Annotated in this window: 29 protein-coding genes; 3 read left to right on the plus strand and 26 right to left on the minus strand. The window is 38.5% G+C overall.

Going from position 1 to position 20993, the window contains the following annotated elements:
• Positions 1–278: 278 nt before the first annotated feature.
• The 19 genes from rplS to RBR61_RS06555 form a co-directional block, all read right to left on the minus strand.
• Positions 279–638: a 50S ribosomal protein L19 gene (rplS, locus tag RBR61_RS06465; protein WP_320342928.1), complete on the minus strand. Its 360-nt coding sequence runs from the start codon at positions 636–638 to the stop codon at positions 279–281.
• On the minus strand, positions 628–1332 hold the full coding sequence (trmD, locus tag RBR61_RS06470) for a tRNA (guanosine(37)-N1)-methyltransferase TrmD (RefSeq protein ID WP_320342929.1): 705 nt from the start codon (positions 1330–1332) through the stop codon (positions 628–630). Before trmD ends, rplS begins: the two co-directional genes overlap by 11 nt.
• Positions 1332–1871: a ribosome maturation factor RimM gene (gene rimM / locus RBR61_RS06475; protein ID WP_320342931.1), complete on the minus strand. Its 540-nt coding sequence runs from the start codon at positions 1869–1871 to the stop codon at positions 1332–1334. Before rimM ends, trmD begins: the two co-directional genes overlap by 1 nt.
• Positions 1855–2091 (minus strand): KH domain-containing protein, encoded by a 237-nt coding sequence (locus tag RBR61_RS06480; protein WP_137011966.1) that lies wholly within the window; start codon positions 2089–2091, stop codon positions 1855–1857. The genes rimM and RBR61_RS06480 overlap by 17 nt, the downstream gene beginning before the upstream one ends.
• A 1-nt stretch (position 2092) precedes the next feature.
• Entirely contained in the window at positions 2093–2323 is a 231-nt protein-coding gene (rpsP, locus tag RBR61_RS06485) for a 30S ribosomal protein S16 (protein WP_011372086.1), read from the minus strand.
• Between the two features lie 124 nt (positions 2324–2447).
• Positions 2448–3794, minus strand: coding sequence for a signal recognition particle protein (gene ffh / locus RBR61_RS06490; protein ID WP_320342937.1), 1347 nt, complete (start codon positions 3792–3794; stop codon positions 2448–2450).
• Positions 3795–3858: 64 nt separating this feature from the next.
• Complete coding sequence (locus tag RBR61_RS06495; RefSeq protein WP_320343049.1) at positions 3859–4320, minus strand: YaiI/YqxD family protein; 462 nt, start codon at positions 4318–4320, stop codon at positions 3859–3861.
• Positions 4320–4577 carry a GIY-YIG nuclease family protein gene (locus RBR61_RS06500; RefSeq protein WP_320342938.1) on the minus strand — a complete coding sequence of 86 codons (258 nt, stop codon included), beginning with the start codon at positions 4575–4577 and terminating at the stop codon, positions 4320–4322. Before RBR61_RS06500 ends, RBR61_RS06495 begins: the two co-directional genes overlap by 1 nt.
• Entirely contained in the window at positions 4570–5304 is a 735-nt protein-coding gene (locus RBR61_RS06505) for an RNA pseudouridine synthase (protein ID WP_320342939.1), read from the minus strand. Before RBR61_RS06505 ends, RBR61_RS06500 begins: the two co-directional genes overlap by 8 nt.
• 129 nt (positions 5305–5433) lie before the next feature.
• Complete coding sequence (gene waaA / locus RBR61_RS06510; protein WP_320342942.1) at positions 5434–6600, minus strand: lipid IV(A) 3-deoxy-D-manno-octulosonic acid transferase; 1167 nt, start codon at positions 6598–6600, stop codon at positions 5434–5436.
• A gap of 2 nt (positions 6601–6602) precedes the next feature.
• Positions 6603–7316 (minus strand): zinc ribbon domain-containing protein, encoded by a 714-nt coding sequence (locus tag RBR61_RS06515; protein WP_320342943.1) that lies wholly within the window; start codon positions 7314–7316, stop codon positions 6603–6605.
• 301 nt (positions 7317–7617) lie between these two features.
• Positions 7618–8343: a Nif3-like dinuclear metal center hexameric protein gene (locus RBR61_RS06520; RefSeq protein WP_320342945.1), complete on the minus strand. Its 726-nt coding sequence runs from the start codon at positions 8341–8343 to the stop codon at positions 7618–7620.
• A gap of 8 nt (positions 8344–8351) precedes the next feature.
• Positions 8352–8921: a tetratricopeptide repeat protein gene (locus RBR61_RS06525; RefSeq protein ID WP_320342946.1), complete on the minus strand. Its 570-nt coding sequence runs from the start codon at positions 8919–8921 to the stop codon at positions 8352–8354.
• A complete protein-coding gene (locus RBR61_RS06530) occupies positions 8918–9784 on the minus strand; it encodes a M23 family metallopeptidase (RefSeq protein ID WP_320342948.1) in 867 nt (288 codons plus the stop codon). Before RBR61_RS06530 ends, RBR61_RS06525 begins: the two co-directional genes overlap by 4 nt.
• Entirely contained in the window at positions 9784–10236 is a 453-nt protein-coding gene (gene smpB / locus RBR61_RS06535) for an SsrA-binding protein SmpB (protein WP_320342949.1), read from the minus strand. The genes RBR61_RS06530 and smpB overlap by 1 nt, the downstream gene beginning before the upstream one ends.
• A 3-nt stretch (positions 10237–10239) precedes the next feature.
• A complete protein-coding gene (locus RBR61_RS06540; RefSeq protein ID WP_320342951.1) occupies positions 10240–11031 on the minus strand; it encodes a 4-(cytidine 5'-diphospho)-2-C-methyl-D-erythritol kinase in 792 nt (263 codons plus the stop codon).
• A gap of 12 nt (positions 11032–11043) precedes the next feature.
• Complete coding sequence (gene csrA / locus RBR61_RS06545; RefSeq protein WP_320342952.1) at positions 11044–11274, minus strand: carbon storage regulator CsrA; 231 nt, start codon at positions 11272–11274, stop codon at positions 11044–11046.
• On the minus strand, positions 11268–12089 hold the full coding sequence (gene truB, locus RBR61_RS06550) for a tRNA pseudouridine(55) synthase TruB (RefSeq protein ID WP_320342953.1): 822 nt from the start codon (positions 12087–12089) through the stop codon (positions 11268–11270). The genes csrA and truB overlap by 7 nt, the downstream gene beginning before the upstream one ends.
• A complete protein-coding gene (locus tag RBR61_RS06555; RefSeq protein ID WP_320342954.1) occupies positions 12086–14134 on the minus strand; it encodes a UvrD-helicase domain-containing protein in 2049 nt (682 codons plus the stop codon). Before RBR61_RS06555 ends, truB begins: the two co-directional genes overlap by 4 nt.
• A 128-nt stretch (positions 14135–14262) precedes the next feature.
• Here RBR61_RS06555 and RBR61_RS06560 point away from each other — a divergent pair, with 128 nt between their 5' ends.
• Positions 14263–15165: a LysR family transcriptional regulator gene (locus tag RBR61_RS06560; protein WP_320342956.1), complete on the plus strand. Its 903-nt coding sequence runs from the start codon at positions 14263–14265 to the stop codon at positions 15163–15165.
• Positions 15166–15178: 13 nt separating this feature from the next.
• Here the strand turns inward: RBR61_RS06560 and RBR61_RS06565 are convergent, their stop codons facing one another.
• The 3 genes from RBR61_RS06565 to cysK are packed head-to-tail and all read right to left on the minus strand — an operon-like array spanning position 15179 to position 17149.
• Positions 15179–15640 carry a hypothetical protein gene (locus tag RBR61_RS06565; protein ID WP_320342958.1) on the minus strand — a complete coding sequence of 154 codons (462 nt, stop codon included), beginning with the start codon at positions 15638–15640 and terminating at the stop codon, positions 15179–15181.
• Positions 15634–16233, minus strand: a complete 600-nt coding sequence (locus RBR61_RS06570) for an aminotransferase class IV family protein (RefSeq protein ID WP_320342959.1) — start codon at positions 16231–16233, stop codon at positions 15634–15636. Before RBR61_RS06570 ends, RBR61_RS06565 begins: the two co-directional genes overlap by 7 nt.
• Complete coding sequence (cysK, locus tag RBR61_RS06575) at positions 16226–17149, minus strand: cysteine synthase A (RefSeq protein WP_320342961.1); 924 nt, start codon at positions 17147–17149, stop codon at positions 16226–16228. Before cysK ends, RBR61_RS06570 begins: the two co-directional genes overlap by 8 nt.
• Positions 17150–17219: 70 nt before the next feature.
• On the opposite strand from cysK, the gene RBR61_RS06580 reads away from it, so the two are divergent.
• Complete coding sequence (locus tag RBR61_RS06580) at positions 17220–17576, plus strand: cupin domain-containing protein (protein WP_320342963.1); 357 nt, start codon at positions 17220–17222, stop codon at positions 17574–17576.
• 10 nt (positions 17577–17586) lie between these two features.
• On the plus strand, positions 17587–18501 hold the full coding sequence (locus tag RBR61_RS06585) for a phospholipase A (protein ID WP_320342964.1): 915 nt from the start codon (positions 17587–17589) through the stop codon (positions 18499–18501).
• A 40-nt stretch (positions 18502–18541) separates the two neighbouring features.
• Here RBR61_RS06585 and RBR61_RS06590 read toward each other — a convergent pair whose 3' ends face one another.
• The 4 genes from RBR61_RS06590 to RBR61_RS06605 all read right to left on the minus strand — a co-directional run bounded on the left by RBR61_RS06590 (position 18542) and on the right by RBR61_RS06605 (position 20527).
• On the minus strand, positions 18542–18913 hold the full coding sequence (locus RBR61_RS06590; protein WP_320342965.1) for a hypothetical protein: 372 nt from the start codon (positions 18911–18913) through the stop codon (positions 18542–18544).
• Between the two features lie 520 nt (positions 18914–19433).
• Complete coding sequence (locus RBR61_RS06595; RefSeq protein ID WP_320342967.1) at positions 19434–19952, minus strand: restriction endonuclease; 519 nt, start codon at positions 19950–19952, stop codon at positions 19434–19436.
• An 11-nt stretch (positions 19953–19963) separates the two neighbouring features.
• Positions 19964–20320, minus strand: a complete 357-nt coding sequence (locus RBR61_RS06600; protein ID WP_320342969.1) for a hypothetical protein — start codon at positions 20318–20320, stop codon at positions 19964–19966.
• A 6-nt stretch (positions 20321–20326) separates the two neighbouring features.
• Positions 20327–20527, minus strand: coding sequence for a helix-turn-helix domain-containing protein (locus RBR61_RS06605; RefSeq protein WP_320342970.1), 201 nt, complete (start codon positions 20525–20527; stop codon positions 20327–20329).
• Positions 20528–20993: the final 466 nt, after the last annotated feature.

The following is a 20993-nucleotide window of genomic DNA, read 5'->3' on the forward strand; positions in this document are numbered from 1 at the left end:
CTCTTCCGATCTTTTTTAAACCTAAACTTTAGGTCTCTTTGTTTGTGGATGGGAATTATAGAGAAGTTACGCTTATTTATTTCTTAATTTTTAAGAGAGTTTACAAAGAAATTTTTTCGGAAGTTTATTGAGGTAATCATTGATAAATATAAACTAAAAAAATTATATATTGATTTGTAATATATAACAGTAAATATATAATAAAAATGACTTAAAAGATTTTTGTAAAAGGGAGTTGAGTTTAAAGATGGAGAATTTGAAGATAAAAACTTAGAAGATTACTTTCTTCTAAGTTCTTTAATACGAGCTGCTTTACCAGCAAGATCGCGTAGGTAGAACAGTTTAGCGCGACGAACACGACCGCGGCGGATTACTGCTATTTCATTAATAGAGTCACTGTAGATTGGGAATATTCTCTCAATACCTACACTGTTAGCACCGATTTTACGAACTGTAATAGTTTGACCGGTACCTTGTCCTCTCTTTGCAATACAGACACCCTCGTAATTTTGTACACGAGTTTTGTCACCCTCTTTAATTGTTACTGCTAAACGAACAGTATCACCAGCACGAAAATCTGGAATATTTTTCTCAGCTACCTGTGCTTTTTCAAAGTTTTCTATGTACTTATTTCTCATAAGATTTCCTTGTTCTATGCTTTAAAAGCTGCTCTGGCCGGAAGAATTTAGTCTTACACTCAGATAGAGCTAATTTTAGTGAGCGAATTTTACTGTGATTTCCCTTTAAGTATTCTGATGGAACACAATAGTTTTTATAAATTTGCGGTTTAGAGAAAGATGGCGCTTCTAAAAGTTCGCTCTCAAAACTCTCTATGCTCAAAGAATCACTATTGCCAAGAACACCTTCTACATTCCTGGAGACTGCATCACATATAACCATAGAGGCTAATTCACCGCCTGTTAGAATATAGTCGCCTATACTAAAAACCTCATCGGCGTACTTCTCTATAACTCTCTCGTCAATGCCCTCATATCTTCCACTCACAAAAGCTATGTGGCTCTTTTTTGCCAATCTTTTAGCATCATTTTGCCTAAAAGGTTTTGCAACGGGAGTTAAAAAAACAACGTGAACGTCACTCTCTTTAGCTTTTAGTTCATCCAAAGCATCAAAAAGCGGCTGAGGATTCATAACCATTCCGGCACCGCCGCCTACCGAAGTATCATCAACTTTATTATGCTTTGAACTGCTAAAATCCCTGGGATCTAAAAACTCTATACTTAAGATCTCTTTCTCTATTGCTCTTTTTAAAATAGAGTCGCAAAAATAACCCTCGACTATATTTTGAAACAGCGTAACAAAAGTAAATTTCATCAGGAAGCTTCTAAAATATCCATACCGCCGCTAACAGTTATTACCTTATTCTCAATGTCGGTATCTATTGTAAAAGGCTCATTAAATGGTATAAGAAAGCTTTTTGCAAAGCCTTTTTCTACCAATCTTTCATCACTCTTTATTATTAAATAATTAGTAGCGGAAATTCTATCAACCTCTTCAACGACACCCAAAACTTCTCCATCTTCTACTACCGTACAGCCCTCGATATCGAACCAGAAATATTCACCCTCTTGTAGATGACACTCATCTCTTGTTCTCTCTATTGTAGTATAGAGATGTTTGTTTGTAAGTTTTTTTGCGTCCTCTGGCGAAGAGTAGCCCAAAAACCTAACCAGAGCTCTTTCGTGGTTTATTTCACTTATTGTAAGACTCTCTTTTTCATTAATGAAAAACGAAGCGCCTTTTTTAAACTGTTCGGGAAAATCACTTTTTATATGAAGTTTCATATCACCTTTTAAACCGACAGACTTGCCGATTGTAGCAATATGAAGAAGTTTGTTAGATTGCTTCGACATTGATACGGTAACTCACACCGTCTTTTGCTTTGCAGCCTGAGATGACGGTCTTAATAGCCCCTATCATCTTTCCCTCTTTGCCGATCAGCTTTCCGATGTCCGCTTGATTGGCATAGAGCAAAATTTCAGTTGTTTCATCGCCCTCTTTTACTTCAACTCTTATATCATCAGGATGTGAAGCTATAAGTCTTGCAAATTGTGCGACAAAATCAGCTATCATCTTAGCGACCTGTTATCTTTTTAACGCGATCGCTCATTTTAGCGCCAACGCTTAACCAGTAATCTAATCTCTCGTTATCAACAACTGTTGTCTTCTCTGCTACCATCGGATTGTGATGTCCGATCAACTCTATCCAACCACCGTCTCTTCTTTTACGTGAGTCTGTTACCGCGATACGGTAAAAAGGTTGTTTTTTTCTTCCCATTCTAGTTAAACGAATAACTGTTGCCATAATATTGTCCTTCTCTGCGCAAGTCATATTTCAACTTGCTGTATATGTTAAATTTTGCATTCTGAATGCAAATCTATAAACTTCTTGAAGTTCATAGATTTACTCTCAATCTGCGTAGTGCTGGCTATCTTCTAAGAGCTCCCGCACCGCCCATCTGCCCCATCATGGCCTGCAGATCTTTCATGCCGCCTTTGCTTGAGAGCTTTTTGGCCATCTTGCCGGCATTTTTAAACTGCTTGATCATGCGGTTGATCTCAACTTGAGTAAGTCCGCATCCTCTTGCAATTCTCTCTTTGCGCGAGTTGTTTAAAAGATCAGGGTTTTCTCTCTCTTTCATAGTCATGGAAGAGACCATCGCTTTGATGTTTTTAAGCTCGCCCGAGTTTTCAAGATCAAAATCTTTGAGTGCCTTAGACATATTTCCCATACCCGGAATCATACCTATTAAAGACTTCATACTTCCCATCTTCTTCATACTTTCCATCTGCTCTAAAAAGTCGTTGAAGTTGAACTGACCTTTTTTGATCTTTGAAGTAAGCTTCTTAGCCTGTTTTTCATCAATTACAGATGAAGTTTTCTCAGCCAGTCCCTCAATGTCTCCAAAACCCATAAGACGGTTGACGACACGATCAGGCAGGAATACTTCCAGATCCTCCATCTTCTCGCCGCTTCCTATAAAGCGAAGAGGAACCTCTACCTGAGATGAGAGACCAAGAGCAACACCGCCCTTTGAATCACCGTCATACTTACTAAGGATTACACCGTCGATCCCTATCTTCTCTTTAAATGCAGCAGCCGTCTTAACAGCGTCTTGACCTGTAAGAGAGTCGGCAACATAGAATATCTCACTAGGGTTTGCAGCACGTTTGACAGCTTCCAGCTCATTCATAAGCTCATCATCTATCGCTAAACGGCCCGCAGTATCTATCAGGACAACGTCATATATGCCGCTGTTTGCTTTTTTAAGCGCTGCAGTCACGACTTCTACAGGATTTTTCGTGCTCTCGTCCTCATAAAGTTCAACGTCTATTTTTGCCGTGATCTGACGAAGCTGCTCAACTGCCGCCAAACGCTGCAGATCGGCTGCGACCACAAGAACCTTTTTCTGCCTGTTTTTCAGATAGTTTGCCAGCTTACCTGTAGTAGTCGTCTTTCCAGAACCCTGAAGTCCTGTCATCAATATAACGGTAGGAGGTTTTGAAGCAAATATAAAGCCTCTGTTTCCGCCAACCTCTAAAAGTTCATAGAGAGTCTCTCTTAGAGCCGCTAAGAACTGATCTTTCCCGATCCCGTTCTTTTTGGTCTCGATCTGAACTTTAAATATAAGATCTTTAACGACCTTATGGTTTACATCCGCTTTTAAAAGAGATTTTTTCAGCTCATCCAAAGCCTTAGTGAGGGCCTTTTCATCATCATGAAAACGAATCTTTTTAATAGCATTGGTAAATGAATCTGTCAATGTGTCAAACATATAGCCCTCCTCTTTTAATATAATTTTGAATGTAAAAAGTGGCGAATTTTAGCTGAAAGTTACTTTAAGTATGCTTTATATTACAGTGCTTAGTTAAAAATTTATGAAGCTGGTTGGCAAATTGGTGTGCATCTTTTTGATCAAAAGGCTTTGGACCGCGTGTTATCTCTCCCGTATCTCTTATGCTCTCCATCAGGTTTCTCATAGCTAGATATTGCTTAATATTATCAACAGTGTAAAGTTCGCCTCTATGATCTATCGCATGTGCATTTTTATCTATTACTCTATCTGCAAGCGGTATATCGGCTGTTATAACCAAGTCGCCCTCTTTTGCAAGTTCGACTATATGGTGATCTGCTTCATCAGCACCCTGCTCAACAATAATATAACTTATCAGTTTTGATTTGCCGATAGTGATGGGTTTGTTTGAGACTACAAATGTCTCAATGGAGAGTCTCTCAATTGAGCGAAAGAGAATCGGCTTTAAAAGGTTTGGAAAAGCGTCTCCGTCAACAAAGATCCGTATCACTTTATCAGCTCCAGTTTCTTGGCTTTTGATAGTTTTTTTATCTCTAATTCTCTTATGGTCGCACCGCTTTTATCTTTATGCGACTCAAAATAGATAAGTTCTACAGGTCTTCTTGCGCGTGTATATTTAGCACCTTTTGGCGAGCTGTTGTGCTCTTCTGCTCTTCTTTGCAAATCGGTAGTTATCCCCGTATAGAGAGTCTCATCGCTGCATCTTAAAATATATACATACCATGGACAATCGGTACTACTCAAAATTTATAAAAACCTTTGGCTCAGGTGCCGTAAACTCCATGTCAAGGAGTCTTACTTTATAAGCATGAAGCATTACACGTTTTGCACGTCTTCCGCCATACTGCTCATCTCCGATAATAGAGTGTTCTATATATCTAAGGTGTGTTCTTATCTGATGTGTTCTTCCATGATGGATAATACACTTGATCTTTGTTTTTCCGCCGCTAACCAGATCAGGGAATACCTCAGTTCTTGCGGGCTTTCCTTTTGTAGAGACGTTTGAAGATGCACGATTGTTCTTTTTTGTAGTGAGTATCGGCTTGTCTATCTCAACAGGCTCACTTATAATTCCCTCAACCCATGCGATGTACTCTTTATAAACTCTATCTTTTTTGAACTCTTCAATTGCCTTTTGACGAAACTCCTCGTTTTTTACAAGCATTAAAACGCCGCTTGTCTCGCGATCGAGTCTGTGAAGAAGCACTGCCGGCTTAAACTGTCTCTCTATTTCATCTGAGTTAACGTGTGCAGGTTTATCTACAACGATCAAGTCACTGTTTTCAAAAATAGGCTTTATCTTCTCTACTTTTTCAACTCTGAAACAAGTTTTCGCATCCAAATCTCCGCGGGCGATCATCACTTTTTTGTTGCCCACGTAGACCAAACCTCTGTCTATCATTGATTTAGCAGCAGAGTTTGAGACTCCCTCTTGTGCTGCTAAAAGTTTATACGCTTTTTCTAGTGCCATTAAATTATTTCCTTAATTTTATTTCATAAAATGAAGGAAACCCTTCATTAGTTTTAAACAATGTCGGAAGTAATTCCGCCATTTACGCTAGCCGCTAAGGCACTAAAGCTAACCCCTAGCAGGGTAGATTTAATTTTTTACTATTCTCTCTATTACCGGTTTTAAATCTATCTTCTCTTCAACCATGCTAGGCGGGAGATCTTTACATGCCATAAGCGCTCTGTGTATCTCATCGCTCTCAACATACTGTACATGATGGACATACTTAAAAAGCTCCCTTTGATGAAAAAAGTGTTTTCCAGTAATGATCTTACACCCGAAGTAAGCAGGTTCGAGCGGATTGTGCCCGCCTACATCATCTCTAAACGCACCGCCCAAAATAGCTATATCGCTTATTGCATATATATTGTTCAGCTCACCCATCGCATCGACCAAGATCAAATCTGACTCAAACTCTCTGCTCTGTGAAAATCGGCTTATGCTCAAAGAATTTTTATGGGCATATCTCTTCATTAGCTCATAGACCGCTTCAAATCTCTCGGGATGTCTAGGGACTATAGCGAGCTTTGCATCACTCTGTTTTCTATACTCTACGAATGATTTTAAAACGCTCTCTTCTTCACCCTCATGAGTGCTTCCTGCAACTATCAGCTCACACTCGGGCTTTTTATACTCTTGTGTCTTTTTTATCTCGGCTGAGAGCTTAATATTTCCGATGACCTCTATATTTCTAGCACCCAGTGCCAAAAAACGGTTTTTATCGGCTTCGCTCTGTGCGTATATAATCTCTACATTTGAGAGCAGTTTTTTATAGAACCATGTAAATTGAAGATACTTTTTGGCGCTCTTTTCAGATATGCGCGCATTTAGGAGTATGACTCTACTCCCTCTTGCTCTTAGGACACTAAATAGCATAAACCAGAACTCTGCTTCTAATACTACAAGCACTCTTTGCCTCTTCGCCCAAAACGGCAAGAACATCTCATAAGGCAGATATCTTACCTCTGCCTCATATCTTCTGGCTTGAGCCTGCCCCGTATGAGTTATGGTAGTTATCTTTATATCCTGATCTTTTAAAAGATCTAAGATCGGGCCAAGAGCTCTTGCTTCGCCCAAAGAGCATACATGAAACCAGATGCCGTCACTGTTTTTAAATCTTGGATTTTTAAAAAGAAAAAAACGAGCCGGAATCGACTCTCTGTATTTATGTTTAAAAGAGAGATAGACCAAAAGCGGAAGCGCCACCAAATAGAGCGCTGCGCTTAAGGTAAAGTAGAGAACGCTAAACGGCTTCAAGCCTATTCTTCGTTAGCTTCCATGTAGAGGATACGACCACAGTGCGGGCAAGTCGTAATCTCTTCAGCTTTGATAACGTCAGCGTAAATCTTGTCGCTTATAACCATATGACAACCCATACAAGCCTGCTCTTCTACCGGTACAACTGTTGTGTTTTTAGCCCATCTGCGAATCTTCTGATAAAACGCAAGACCTTTTTGATTCATCTCGGAGATCAATTTCTCTTTTTTAACAAACACCTCTTGGCGAGATTTATTTATCACATCCAGCTTTTCATCGACCTCAGCTTTGATTGACGCCAAGTTGGCATCCAACTCTTTAAGTGACTCTTTTGCAGCTTCTACCTGCTCTGTTTTTAGAGCGATCACTCTCTCGAGTCTCTCTATCTCCTCATTTGCAAAAGTTACCTGCTCTTTTGCGATCTCTTCTTCAAGCTGAAGAGATTTCATCTCACGCTCAGTTTTTACTTCAGAGCTTTTTTTAGAGTTGTCTTCAAGTTTTTGAGAAAGTTCTTGCAAGTGAAGCTCATTCTTCTTCTTTTTTACTTCCTCGTCTTTGATCTCTTTTGTAAGATTTTCAATATCGGAATCTATACTCTGCTTCTTAGCAAGAGCCGCCTCAAGTTTATAGTTTGCTTCCTCAATCTGCGGTTCAAAAGCATCTATCTCTTTGTCGATCTGTGATAGGTCAATCAGCTGTTTTAGGTGTAAGTTCATTAATCTCCTTTTGGATTAAATAGTTGTACCAATTGCTTACAAAGTAAGAAACGATAAATAATCCCATAGATAACAACATTTAAAAGGTTTAGATTCAAGACGAACTTCGTTTGGCGATACTAGTATCGTTAAATGAAGTTCAACGCAGAAGATGAATCTTGTAAATGTTGCCCTTTGGGTAAAAAGATAAGCCACAATCTACTTCGTTAAAAACCCTTGAAGCTACTAGTAGCTCCTGCGGATTTTCGCCTTGTATCTTATAGCTTCTCTTTTTATTAGCTATGAAATTATTTATCGTTTCTTACTTGATATAAGTAAAAGGGTTTTTTGATGATGAAATTATAGCTTCTAAACCTAAATTTTTCAAATGTTTAAGCAAAATCTCTGCGAAAAAGTGTTCGCTCTCAAAATGCCCTATGTCTATCATCGACAAATTTATGCTTTTTGCCTCCATCGCATCGTGGTATTTGATGTCTCCGGTTAAGAAACAGTCAGCATTGATCGACTTGATCAAAGAGCCGCCCGAGCCTGTAGTCAGAGCCGCTCTTTTTACTCTCTGTGAGCTCTTTACGCATTTTGCATGCGGAAGAGAGAATGCAGCAGCGACCTTTTTTGCAAAAACGTCAAAATCCTCGTCAATATCAAGATATGCCACAAAGCCCTCTTTTTGTGCAATTTTGTACCCAAGTATCTCTGTTGCGACATACTCATTGAGGTGCGTCTGGTCAAAATTGGTGTGCATTGAGATATTGGAGATATTTTTTTGTATCATCTTGTAGATAAGATTTGCAGGGTAACGGCTGAACTCAAGCTGCTTAAGCCCGCCGAAAATAAGCGGATGATGCGTGATTAGCAGTGTGTTCTCCTCCATAGAGTCAACAAGAGCCTCGTCAACATCTATGCTGAGGACTATCTTTTGAACATCTTGGTTGAAATCTCCAAGCAGCAAACCAGAGTTATCCCAGCTCTCTTGAAGCTCAAAAGGTGAAAGTTCATTTAAAAACTGATATATCTCGGAAATTTTCATCCTAACTCCTAACCTAGTTTCTCTAGCTCTTCTTTTGCCTCTTTGAAATCTTCTTTTATCTCAATAGCCTTTTTATACATCTCTTTGGCTTCGTCAAAATGTTTCATATCGACTAAAAGGTTTCCATAATTATAATATGTTACAGGATTATTCTCATTGATACTTAAGGACGCATTGAGGTGCATTTTTGCAGATACGAACTCCTCATTCGCTCTATAAATAGACGCTATTGAGTTGTGTATATACTCATTATCTTTGTCACCCTCAAGAGCCTCTTTGTAATAGTTCAACGCCTCGTCTCTCTCTCCGAGCTGCTCTAAAATGTAGCCCATCTTAAAGAGAACGTCAGACTCTTGAGGCACTTTTGCGTTTGCCTCTTTAAAGAGGGCTATCGCTGTCGACAGATCGCCGTTGTCAAATGCCTCGTCCGCTCTTATTACCAGTGACTCAGGATCAAACGAAGATGGAGTACGTTTATCTTTTTGAGGCTCCTCATCCTGAAGGGTCTGAATATGCTCATAAACTTTAAATGCAAAAAATGCCGAAGCTCCAAGCATTAAGATCTGAAATAGTGTCATTTTGTACCTTTTAATATATTTTTATTTATCAGCTTAATAAACTGAAGAGGGTCAACCTGTTGGGCAGCAACTCTTATCCCAAAATGAAGATGCGGACCTGTCACCCTTCCAGTGCTTCCAGAAAGTCCTATTGTCTCGCCTTTTTTCACTATTGCACCCTCTTTCACGTACAGCTTGCTCATGTGAAAATAGCATGAGTATATGCCGTGTCCATGGTCTATAACAACGGAACCGCCTGAGTAGAACCTATCTTTTGCCAAAACTACCTTTCCGCTGTTGCAGGCTGTAAGCGGCGTACCTTCGTTTGCTCTAAAGTCTGTTCCGCCGTGATAGCTCTTAAGTGAGCCGTTATAAACTCTGGCTTTTCCAAAGTCGCTTGTTATTTTACTATCCATTGGGACAATAAACTCAGATGAGACATAACTTTGCATAGTTGTAGTTTTGTACACTTCCATAGCCTCGGCATACTCTTTTGAAGCTCTTTTTTGATCCTCTTTGCTTAAAGTGACTTTCGAGCTGTCGACACTGAGAGTCTCTTTCTCATAATCCGCACTCTCGACTCTAAAAAATAGTGTTTTGCTTCTCTCTTTACTATTTTCTACATAAAATATCTCAACTTTTTTATCTGAGGGCTTTTCGTAGTAGCTGATAGGAAGAAGTGCATAAAACCTCTCATCATCAAGAGGATTTTTAAATATCTTATAACTTTTCTCATCAAAGAGCACTCTTTTGTACTCGATATTTTTCTCTTTTTTAAACTCTAAAAGAGCGGTTCTGCCATTTGTGACAGTTGAGTCTGCTATCTCTATGTTTATCGCAAGAAGAGCTGTTGCAAAAAAAAGAAAAAAAGAGACAAACCTCATCAGTAATCCTTCATTGAGCGCTCAATGTCGCGCTTCATATCTTTCTCTTTAAGATCGTTTCTCTTGTCGTGAAGCTGTTTTCCTTTTGCTATGGCGATCTGAATTTTTACGATATTTCTGTCGTTAAAATAGAGCTGCAGAGGAACAACCGTATAGCCATCTTTCTCGACCGCTTTTATCATCTTTGCTATCTGTTTTTTATGCAAAAGAAGCTTTCTGCTGCCCCTCTCTTCATGCGCGTAGAAGTGATGCGTAGTCTCTAATCTTCCAATGTGGGCGTTAAAGAGGAAAGCTTCGCCGTTTACAAAACGGATAAAACTGTCTTTTAAGTTTACGCGTCCGGCTCTGATAGCCTTTATCTCGCTTCCTTTAAGCACCAATCCCGCTTCAAACTTCTCCTCTAAAAAATAATCAAAATAGGCTTTTTTGTTTTTTGCTATCGTCTCGCCCATTATCTACTCTGCCCTCTCTTTTACCCTAAAAAAACTGCTTCCGCTTCCACTGAAGTAGTATCCGTGTCTGTAATAGTTTTTTAGCTCTTTATACGCCTGAAGTGCAGGTTTAAAGAGGTCGTTCGCCTCATCTGCACTCATCTGATCCAGTATATCCCGTGAGGCTGTTTTTTTCAACCTCTCCACTTCAAACCCGTCTATCGGGCTGTAAAACTGCTCTCTATAAAGCGCATAGACCTTTGGCGTACTTATCTCAATATCCGGAGTAAATACTTCAAGATCAAGAAGCTGCTCTTTGAACTCTTCGACAACCTCTCCTATTCCGCTTACATTTGCGCTATCATAGCCGTAAATAAAAAACGGAACATCCGCACCCACTTTTATTCCGATGGCAGAGAGCTCGTTTAAAGAGAGCCCCAGATGAAGAACTTCATTGCACATCTTTAAAAATGTGGCCGCATCGCTGCTTCCGCCGCCAAGCCCTGCAAATGCCGGAATCCTCTTTATAACATTTACACCGTATCTGCTCATCAGATTTTTAAGTGAAGCAGCCGACTCTTCATCCAAGGCTTCAAGAAGAGCCATATACGCTTTATAGATACTGTTTTGCTTAGTGTCGCATGAGAACTCGCCAATTATCTCAAACTCCTGGCTCTTCTGTTTTGGAGCGAATGAGAGTTCATCATAAAGAGAGTCAACTCTCATAAATCTTGAGATTATCTCATGGTAGCTTCCACGCATGCCGGTAATTTTTAAAAATATATTTACTTTTGCATACGCCTTGTAAAGCTTCATGACTCTTCTTTCTTATTTTTTAAGTATGGTGCTAAGCATAGTCAGATCGTCTAACTTCGTCTCTTTTGAGGATGCTATGTTTGCATCTTTAACATCTTCAAGAAGCTCTTGTCTGACGATGGAGATATTTTTAGGAGCCTCGATGCCCAGCTTTACAACACCTTTATCTATAGAGATGATCTTTATTACAATATCATCCCCGACAACAATAGCCTCATCTGTTTTTCTGGATAATACTAGCATTCAATCCTACCTAATTCATAATTTACTTCTGCATCTGCTATGTTTATAACCGAGATGAAACTACCACTATCAAGCCAATATACTCCATCATCTTTGATCTCTAGATCTTTTAAAGCAAGAACTCTTCCATATTTGAGATTATCAGCATCTCCTTTATAAAAGTTCTTTTGGATATTTAGAGATTTTTTGATATCCAAAGACTCTTCGTTATTATATCTAAACTGCCCCTCGCTAAGTCTCTCCAGAGCACTAAGACTTCCATACTCCAACCCGAGTCTTTTCGCTATGATAAGACCAAGTGAGCGGATGTAAGTTCCCTCCGACACACTCGCCTCAAAAGTAACGAACGGATGGCAGTAGCTTATAAGTTTCGTATTGTAGATAGTAGAGTTGATCTTGTTAAGAGTAAACTCCTTGCCTGCCCTTGCCAAGTCATAGGCTCTCTGCCCGTCTATACGTTTTGCGCTGAATATCGGAGGCTCATATTCAAGTTCACCCTCCAAAGATTTTAAAACTCGCAAAATGTCAGACTCGCCAAACTCTTTTAAGATCTCTACATCTTCTATAAATTCCGTATCCAAAGAGTCAGACTTTGCTCCTAGCCAAAGAGTCGCACGATAAACTTTTGGTGTTTTATTTAAAAAACGAAAAAGTTTCGTGTACGACCCCATTCCTATGATAAGAACGCCCTTTGCAAACGGGTCTAGAGTTCCAGAAAATCCAGCTTTTTTCGTTTTATACTTTCTTTTTAACTTGGTCAAAAAGAAGTTAGAACTCACCCCGCTTGGCTTATATGCAACAAATAGCCTGTTCATAATCTTTCAACAAATGATGCCAATATATCTCTTTTCGTGCCGGCGAAATTAATATTTAGTTTAAACTCCCTGCCAGACTTACTCACGCCGGTGACTCTCCCGGTGCCGAATATTTTATGTCTGACAAGATCACCCTTTTTAAAAGCGGTGTTCTTCTCGACTATCAGCGAGCCTTCACAAAGTCCTGCCTCATTAAAAAACCTGCTCTTTTGCAGATCGCTTCTTCTTCCCTTGTAGAATCTGCTCTCTACGTGAGAGAGAGTAAGCGTCTCCTTTGCTCTTGTAAAAGAGACATATCCAAGACGTCTCTCCTCCTCAAGATCACTGCCGTCTCCGACAAGCGGTAAGAAGCCCTCTTCCATTCCGATAATGAATATATGGTCAAACTCAAGACCCTTTGAGGCGTGGATGCTCATCATATAGATGCTCTCGCCCTCGACTTGGTCCTGCTCGCTTTGAAGTGTAAGTTCATTTAAAAACTCATCAAGCGTAGATTCGGGAGAGTTTTTTACAAAGTCTCTAAAGAGGCCGTAAAACTCATCCATATTCAGAACTCTCTCTGTTTCGTCCGGCATGCCTTTGTAGATATCTTTTAGATGAAAAGTATCCTCTAAAACGTCTATAAAGTTGTAGGTGGATTCTGTTACCGACTTGGCTACCGCTTGAATATCTTTTACGAACTTTTTAAGAGTTTTTGCATTTTTTTGTCTTACAAGCTGCTCCAACTCTGATAGGGGACTCTTTTTTATATACTCAAACATAGAGGTGCCCTTCTCATGTGCCGCAAGCTCTATCTTATCGACGCTTGCCTTGCCTAGGCCTCTCTTTGGTTTGTTTATAATGCGCTTGAATGAGAAGTCGTCATGAAAGTTTGTTATAACTCTTATGTAGCTTATAAGATCTTTTATCTCGGCTCTGTCGTAAAATCTGAGACCTCCTACAAGCTTGTAGGCAATTCCTGCGCGGTTAAGACCCTCTTCGATAGAGCGGCTCAAAACGTTCACACGGTAAAGTACGGCTATATTTTCGGCCTTTACTCCGGAGTCCAGAAGCTTCGTGATCTTGGAGGCGATCTTTCTTGCCTCTTCACTCTCGTCACCTGAGTTTAGAACCGTAACATCTTCGCCTCCGCCTCTTGTGGGGATGAGCTTTTTGCCTAATCTTGAGCGGTTGTGCTCAATGAGCGCATTTGCGACTTTTAAAATAGGCTCTTTGGAGCGGTAGTTCTCCTCAAGTTTAAATACCGCAGTATCTTTAAAATCCTGATCAAACTCCATGATATTTCGTATGTGAGCGCCTCTCCAGCCGTAGATGCTCTGATCATCGTCACCGACTACGCATATATTGTTATGTGAGCTGCATAGCTTTTGCAAAAGCTTTAGCTGGAGCTCATTTGTATCTTGATACTCATCTACCATTATGTAGCGATAACGCTCGGATGTTGCGCGAGCCAACTCTTCGTTTTCGTCCAATAATTTATACGTTAGAGCTATTAGATCGTCAAAATCGACCAGATTGTTCTCAAGCAGATAAGCTTCATACTCTTCATAAACTTTTGCGATCTGCTGATAGTTAAAGAGTTCCGACTGCCTGTAGGCATCATCAGGGCTTAAAAGAGAGCTTTTATATCTTGATATCTCGCTGGCGATCAGCGGTGTCGGGATCTCGCTGTTTATCTTTTTGATTATACGTTTTTTATCATCGGTATCGATCACTACAAAATTGTTCTCTCTGTTTAAAAGATGTATATGAAACTTTAAAAAAAGCAGCCCGAACTTGTGAAATGTACAAAGCAGGGGAGGATATGCAGGATTGTCCATCATTGCGTATGAACGCTCTCTCATCTCTTTTGCCGCTTTGTTTGTAAAGGTTAGTGTAAGCGTATTTGAAGCGGGGATGCCTACTCCCTCTATAAGATATGCCAAACGAGAGACTATCGTCGTAGTCTTACCGCTTCCTGCGCCTGCCAATATCAGCACAGGTCCCTCTGTTGTTTTTACAGCAGAAGCTTGCGACTCATTTAATTTGCTAAATATTTTTTCCATATCTTTGCCACTATTCGTATTGGTTTAAATTATTATAGCCAAAAAGTTATAAATTATTACAAAACTATTGCATTAATTATAATAATGAGTTATACTTTTGCTTATTATTTAAACTTATAGGAATTATTATGTTAAAAGATTTTGCAAAACTACAAACTTTTTTGATGGTCATAAAAGAGAAAAGTTTTTCAAAAGCATCCGCAAAACTCGGCATTTCACAGCCTGCGGTTACTCAACAGATCAAATTTATCGAGGATTATCTTGATACTAAAATAGTTGAAAGAAAGAAAAACGGCATACTTCTTACCAAAGAGGGTGAAGATCTTTTCAGAATAGCGCTAAGACTTGAAAAAGCGATCATGAACAGTGAAAAAGAGCTCTTAAAGATCATTAACAAAGACTTTACTTTTGTCATAGGTTCATCAAATGCGATAGGAAACTATATTCTTCCAAACTATCTCAGCGAGATAAAAAAGAGGATAAACAACAACGTATATATGAATGTCGGACTATCATGTGAAATGATAGACCAGCTTGAAGATAAGAAGATCGATATCGCTCTTATAGAGTCTCCTGTATTTAGAGACGGCATCATCTACAGAGAGTGGGTACAAGATGAGCTTGTGGTTTTTTCGAATCAACCACTAAAAAAGCATCTAACTGCAGATGATCTGCTTGCATTTGACTGGATATGCAGAGACGAAGCTTCTCACACAAGAAAATTGACGAGCGAAGTTTTTGACGAAATGGGTGTTCAGTGCAACAACTTCCATGTTCTTGGTATTTTAGGAAGTCCGACGGCGATAAAAGAGTCGATCCTGCATGCTGATCCAACCACGGAGAGACCTGTTGTTTCAGTTATGTCAAAGCATGTTATAGCAAATGAAGTAGCCGAAGGAAAACTTTTTGAAGCAAGACTTAAAAACTATAAAATAGAGAGAAGCTTCTATATTGCATACTCAAAAGAGAGAAAACACGACGCTTTTGTCGACAATGTCGTGAACTATCTTCTATCTTTAAATAAAGTATAGACTCTAAAATTGGCTATTTTTTAAAAAACTTTGAGTTTTCTGGGTTTGATAAAAAAGATGCCATCGAGTTTTCGACTCCGCCATCATCCACTTTTTTAACAACTTTTTCACTTTGTTTCTTATAGCTTGAAAGATTTATAAGCAGCGGTGTCTCATCCACTATTATCTGCATAATGCTCAAAAGCGGCACACTTACTATACTACCGAAGTTATCAGAGCCAAAACCGGCTTCAAAAACTAATTTGTCCCCTACTATGCTTGCGGTATCAAAAGTATATCCGGCAAGAAAAAAGAGTGTCATCGGTCTAAATTCTGCGCTTATTTCACTTGGCAGTTCCGGCTCGAAAGTTATCTGCTCGATTTTACACAGGATACCGAAATTTTGATCTTTTTCAAAAAGAAGGATAATTAAGCTCTCTATATTTTTTTGCATAATTTTTGCAAAATCTCTATCCTCTATTAGGTTATCTAGCAAAAAATTTCCTTTATGTTTTTTGTAATTATATCAAAATCTATCATAGCATTCATAAGTGCCGCTTTTGAGAATTTATGAAGATCCTCTACATAGATATCCTCTTCAAATATTTTTTTCTCCATTAGTAGCCGCTCTCTTGTAGTGCCCTTTAAAAGCGGCTGCTTTGGAGTCACCCATCTATTTGAGTCGTAAAAGGCTATATTTGCTATCGTAGTATCTGTTACAAGAGAGTTTTTTACTATAAGCACATCATCACACTCTCCTCGTTGCTCATAAAGAGCCTCCAGCCCGCCTCTGTCTGCCGACTTTAAAGAGTACTCTATATTGTCATCATAGATAAGTTTTAAAAAGTTTATGTCTCTTTTTTTATACTCGTGATATGTAACGTCAACAGTATGTGGCAGCTTGGATATATCATAAAGCAGACGACATCTGCAAGTCCCCTCTTTTGGAGGCTCTATATGTTCAAGCAGGCTCTGCGGATTTTTAACATTAAATTTTTTTAAGACGCTTTCATATCTCTTTTGATGGTAGAGTATATTAAAAACTTCCCCATCCACTGCCCGTATGGTCTCTAAAAAAAGGCTACTCATCAAAAAGTTCTGTACTCAGATACCTCTCGCCTGTATCGCAAAGGACGGTCAAAAGGGTTTTTCCCTTAAACTCCTCTCTTTGAGCAACCTGCATCGTGGCATATACGTTTGCTCCGGCAGATATACCTACAAGCAGACCCTCATCTTTTGCTAACATTTTTGCGGTGTTTATAGCATCTTCATTGCTCACCTTTATCACTTCACCATATACGGTCGTATCCAAAGTATCTGGAATAAACCCTGCACCGATGCCCTGTATAGCGTGCGGACCTGCGCTCTCACCTGAAAGCACGGCAGAGCTGGCCGGCTCTACCGCAAATATTGCAATATTTGCTATCTCCTTTTTTAGGACTTTTGATGTACCGCTTAAAGTGCCTCCAGTTCCTACCGCTGCAATAAAAGCGTCTAACTTCTTATCCGTATCGCGAAGTATCTCCTGCGCAGTTGTCAACTCATGGATCTCAGGATTTGAAGGGTTTTTGAACTGCTGCAGAACTATTGAGTTTTGAATCTCTTTTTGAAGCTCATCTGCTTTTGCAATTGCACCGCTCATCCCTAGCGGCGCGGGAGTCAAAACCAACTCGGCGCCAAGCGCCTTTAAGAGCTTTCGTCTCTCCAGGCTCATAGATTCAGGCATTGTTAGTATAAGTTTTATATTTAGCGCTGCACAATTTGCCGCAAGAGCAATCCCCGTATTGCCGCTTGTAGGTTCTATAACGATTGTTCCTTCGGTAATTTGACCGGCTTCGATCGCACGCCTTATCATGTTAAAACCTATTCTATCTTTTACAGAGCTTGTAGGGTTCATAAACTCACACTTTGCAATTATATTGGCACCGGTAAGCTTAGATGCTTTATTTAGTCTTACCAAAGGTGTATTCCCTATCAGTTCTGTTATATTATTTGCAATTTTCATAAACACTCCCCCAAGTAAATCAAACACAATTTATGATATGCTACCAAAAATATTATTATAGGAGGCTATAATGTACCTACACAAAGAGATCAATTCCATTGAGGCAATGCCTCAAAAAGCAGGAGAAGGCGTATCTATGAAGATGCTTTTATCTCCTGATGAGTCGCCAAATTTTGCAATGAGAAACTTCATAATAGAAGCTGGTGGACATATGCCTCTTCATACGAACAGCGTAGAACACGAGCAGTATGTGCTATCAGGACGCGCGCTAGTTCAGATAGGAGATGAGAGTTTTGAAACAAAGGCCGGTGATGTTCTGCTTATACCTGCAGGTCTCTCTCACAGCTATAAAACCTTGGGAGATGAGGCATACAGTTTTCTATGTCTTGTTCCCAAAGGCGAAGACTGCATAACGATAATTAAGTAAATCTATCTATATGAAAAACGCCTCTTTACTATTTATGCTTACTCTTTTTTTGGGCTCTTTTGTTTATGCGGATGAGCTCAAAAAAGAGTCAAACGGAGATGAGGCGATGAAGCAGTTTCTGTTTGAGTATCTCGACATGCCTCAAGACTCGGATGAGCGCGAAAGCATGACCTCAAAAATTTTCAGCAACTTCGGTATGCTCCCGCATGAAAAAACTTTTTTGATCCCTCTGGCCTATACAACGCAAAATTATGAGACAAGGGATCCGGTTTCATATCCGGGCTATGATGAGTTCAATAAGAATATCGAAGCAGAGTTTCAGATAAGCCTCAAAAAAGTGCTCAGCTATAACTTCTTTGGTCTCAATGAGATGATAACCTTTGGATACACCCAAGAGGTCTGGTGGCAGCTCTACTCAGACTCTGCCCCGTTTCGTGAGACGAACTACAGGCCTGAGATCTGGCTAACGCTGCCTATTAAGGACAAAATGGAGTCTGCTTACGCGCCAAAAGCTATAAAGATCGGATTTTGGCATGAGTCCAACGGTATGGGAGAGCCGCTCTCTAGAGAGTGGAATCAGCTTTTTGTAGATTCAGTTTTTCAATATGACAGTCTTCTTGCGACTATAAGAGTCGCAGCAGTAGATGCGGGAGAGAACAACAAAGATATTACATCATATCTCGGATACGGGCATCTGAAGATAAACTATTTTTTAAAAAAGCACCAGTTTGATTTTACATGGCGGAATAATCTTCGTTTTAATTCAGAGAACAGAGGCTCTATTAAGGCTGAGTGGTCATATCCTACCGGAAATTCAAAAAACAATTTCTGGTATCTTAAGATATTTAACGGTTACGGGGCAAGTTTGGTAGATTACAATCACCACCAAAGCAGGGTGGGATTCGGATTTTTATTCTCTAGATAGACTAAAGCTACGCAGAGCTTATAAGCCCTGCAAAAGATGCCTACTCGTCAGAGTCATCATCCTCATCATCTTTATCTTTTTTATTTTTACGCTCTTTTTTCTCAGACTTGCGTTGCTCTTTCTCGGCTTTACGCTCCTCTTTTTTCAACTTTTTCTCAGACTTGCGTTGCTCTTTCTCAGCTTTGCGTTCCTCTTTTGTTGCTCTCTTTTCGGATTTACGCTGCTCTTTCTCAGCTTTGCGTTCCTCTTTTTTCACGCTGTTTTGAGCTTTTTTATCCGCATCTTGACGCTTCTCAGCTCTTGGTTTTTCATTTTTATTCTCATAACCTGATTCATTATCTTCAGCGAAAATCACCGATGGAGCGGCTACAAGCAGTGCAGCACATAATATTTTTAAAACACTCTTTTTCATATGGATCCTTTTTATTTGATATATGTATAACATATACTACTATATATAAAAGCTGATTTAGATAAGTTGTAAAACCAAAGCTTTTAAAACACATATTTAAAACAGATCGAAATATCGCTAATAGACATTTCAGAATAATAGTATCACATAATCAGATAAAAGAGAGTTAAAAATTTAAAGGGGAGTTTTTATAAAAAAATGGTGCGATCGGAGAGATTTGAAAAAAGCTTACCCGTTTTAAGTCCTAAAAATAGGCTTTTGAGAGGTTTTCTTATTTCTCTGTGTTTTAATGTATAATTCTACTTGTACAAGCACTGTGTTATCTTTTTGGCTTATGGGCGTTGATTGAAAGATCAGGGATTTGGATGTGTGGGTATCTCCAAGAGAGGAGATACAGTGTGAATTTATTTCTTATAGTAGTGGTTTTAATGGTCCTAGCCCGACCGTTATATTAAAAGGTGGGAGCTTATGCTCTCACTCCACTGCTGTAATTGTACCACAAAATAAAAAATGTTTATTTTTACGTTTCTATTGGTATCACTTTATGATCTACTAAACTACTATCTTTTAAAAAATATTTTGCAGAGTTGTCTAGTACATCATTTGAAGTTACGTAAAGTCTTTTGATTGTGTATCCTGCTGCTTTTTCTCTGTTTTTGTTTAAAAATTCTTCTGTATCTCCTATAAATGCTTTTATCTTTTCATGAGTAATTTTGTGTTTACTGTTTTCTTTCCAGTTCTTGCATTGTATAAGAGTTATCTCTTTGTCTTTCATAGCTATTACATCTATGCCTTTGTCTTTTTTTCCATGTATCAAACCATGTTCTTTGACTTTGTATCCTAAATTTTTAAAGTGTTCTGCTATAAAAGATTCGTATTCTTTACCTTTTTTATCAATGTTTAAGTAATGTTCTCTTGCTCTCTTTCTTCTATTTTCTTCAAATTTCATTTTTCTATAGCTTTTATTTTTTCCTGATCCTGATATTATTGCACTTATTATTATAAGTAGTATAAATAATATTATTGTTGTTGTTGTCATTTATTAGTTACCTATCTGTTTTCTCTAATTTTTTTCATTTGTTTTTCTAATTCTCTATTTGCTTCATTTAACATTTTTGTACTGTTTTCTATTATTTCATTTGTATTTTTTCCACTTATTCCAAGAGCATTCATCATTTTAACAGCTGCTTGTTCTTGTCTGTATTCTTTGTATTCTTTATATATTAATATTAAAGCTATTGTTACTAATGCTGTAGCTATTATTATTTGTATGCTTGATTTTTTTATTTTTATAAAATTGTTATTGCTAGTTATTCCCATTTTTTGTAGATCATTTTCTGTATAGTTTTCTTTACAGTTTAAACACTCTCTTGTCCAGTACTCTTTTCCGCATTTTTCACACTTCATTTTTTCCTACTTTAGTTTAAATTTGCCATTACTAGCGTCTTTTTTGATTTGTTCTAATCTCTCAAGATGTCTTCTAGTTTCTTCTATACTCTCATCAAGTGCCAAGCCTTGATTTATCAATCTTACTAGATCAGGTTTCTCTTTTTCCCAATTTGTTAGAGTTTGTCTTGATACATTGAACATATCTGCCAATTCTTCTCTTGTCAATTTATTTTCCTAAATTAGTTAATTTTGTATAATAATTAGCATATTTAAGCTTTTTTTAATTCTAATTATTTTACTATTCTTATTGTTAATGTCTAATTATTAGACACAAGGAGTGACTATGCAAGTTTTAAATATTAAAACTCTCAAATCTTCAAGCTTTCAGATGAATGTAGATGTCACTTCTTTGCTCAATAATAGCAAAAAATCACTTAATAATAAAAATACACAAATTAACGCTTTTGCGCAGATGTCCAATAAGTCGTTAAGAAATGGATACGCAGTAACGGGGCTATAAACTGTTAAATATGTAAGTCGTTCTTAGGGCTATGAGCTATCCCGCCAAAGGCAAAGCAAAGCTTTCCCCGTCAGTCACTTCTCGGGGGTTAAAACAGAGTGACAAATTAGGTTTACAGAGCATAAAAGATTTATGTTTCATAAACTTAATTACTAATAGTGATTAAGTGAT

The sequence above is a fragment of the Sulfurimonas sp. genome (genome assembly GCF_034005705.1).
Classification (GTDB): Bacteria; Campylobacterota; Campylobacteria; order Campylobacterales; family Sulfurimonadaceae; genus Sulfurimonas.